Origin of the sequence: Peptoniphilus stercorisuis, from assembly GCF_017874395.1 — a bacterium.
Classification (GTDB): domain Bacteria; phylum Bacillota; class Clostridia; order Tissierellales; family Peptoniphilaceae; genus Anaerosphaera; species Anaerosphaera stercorisuis.
Window position 1 is genome coordinate 1 of the sequence record NZ_JAGGLJ010000034.1, and the last position, 1,429, is coordinate 1,429.

General features: G+C 40.3%; 1 tRNA gene and 2 rRNA genes. All 3 read left to right on the plus strand.

Features of this window, described 5'->3' with window-relative positions:
* A 16S ribosomal RNA gene (locus J2Z71_RS08880) occupies positions 1 to 65 on the plus strand; the annotation flags it as partial.
* A 164-nt stretch (positions 66 to 229) separates the two neighbouring features.
* Positions 230 to 305: transfer RNA gene (locus tag J2Z71_RS08885), tRNA-Ala, on the plus strand.
* Between the two features lie 233 nt (positions 306 to 538).
* A 23S ribosomal RNA gene (locus J2Z71_RS08890) occupies positions 539 to 1,429 on the plus strand; the annotation flags it as partial.

Below are 1,429 nucleotides of genomic sequence, written 5' to 3' on the forward strand. Positions count from 1 at the left end.
TAATGACTGGGGTGAAGTCGTAACAAGGTAGCCGTATCGGAAGGTGCGGCTGGATCACCTCCTTTCTAAGGAGTCTTAAAGTAGATAGTTAATCGCAAGATTAGGTATTTAACTTATAAGATATAAAAAAGAGTGTATTATTCACTCTTACACTATTTATATTATATATAAAACTAAAAAACTAAAAAACTAAAAAACTAAAAAACTAAAAAACTAAAAAAACACCCGTGGGGGTGTAGCTCAGTTGGGAGAGCACCTGCCTTGCACGCAGGGGGTCAGGAGTTCGAGCCTCCTCATCTCCACCAATTCAAAGTTTAAATACTTTGTAAGAACCTTGAAAACTACAAATAGAAGTAAAACATTCATAAAAAATGAAATGTCAAATCTTAAATTTCTAAAATAAAGTAATAAAGATAAAACATTTCACTGGATAGATATTAAACAGTGTGTTTAATAACAAAGGAATTAGTGAATATTACATTCTAATGGAATGTATGTAATAGTCATTAATAAAAAACTAATCAATAAAATGATTAAAGGTCAAGTTAATAAGAGCATTAGGTGAATGCCTAGGCACCAAGAGGCGATGAAGGACGCGATAAGCTGCGAAAAGCTGTGTGTAGGAGCAAATATCCGCTAAAGCACAGATATCCGAATGGGGAAACCTACCAGTAATGGTATTGTATGATGAATACATAGTCATACAAGGCGAACCGGGGGAACTGAAACATCTAAGTACCCCGAGGAAAAGAAAGAAAACTCGATGTCCTAAGTAGCGGCGAGCGAACGGGACACAGCCCAAATTGACGACATGTTAAAATAGTTAGTAGAATCATCTGGGAAGATGAGCCAAAGAAGGTAATAGCCCTGTAAACGAAAACGAAGATAAACTAGTCTAAAAGAGTACCATGGAGCACGTGAAACTCTGTGGGAATACGGGGGGACCACCCCCCAAGGCTAAATACTACTTGGTGACCGATAGTGAACAAGTACCGTGAGGGAAAGGTGAAAAGAACCCCGGGAGGGGAGTGAAATAGAATCTGAAACCTAATGTTTACAAGCAGCGAAACTGGCAAGAACCAGGATCGTGTACTTTTTGTAGAACGGGCCAGCGAGTTATGGTAATAAGCAAGGTTAAGGAGTACAGCTCCGGAGCCGTAGCGAAAGCGAGTCTTAACCGGCGAAAGTTTGTTGCCATAGACCCGAAACCGTGTGATCTATCCATGGGCAGAGTGAAGTTGAAGTAAAATTCAATGGAGGCTCGAACCGGGTAACGTTTAAAAGTTATCGGATGACCTGTGGATAGGGGTGAAAAGCCAAACGAACACGGAGATAGCTGGTTCTCCTCGAAATAGCTTTAGGGCTAGCCTTTAGCGAACAATGACAAGGGGGTAGAGCACTGACTAGTCAAGGGGCATTATATGTTACT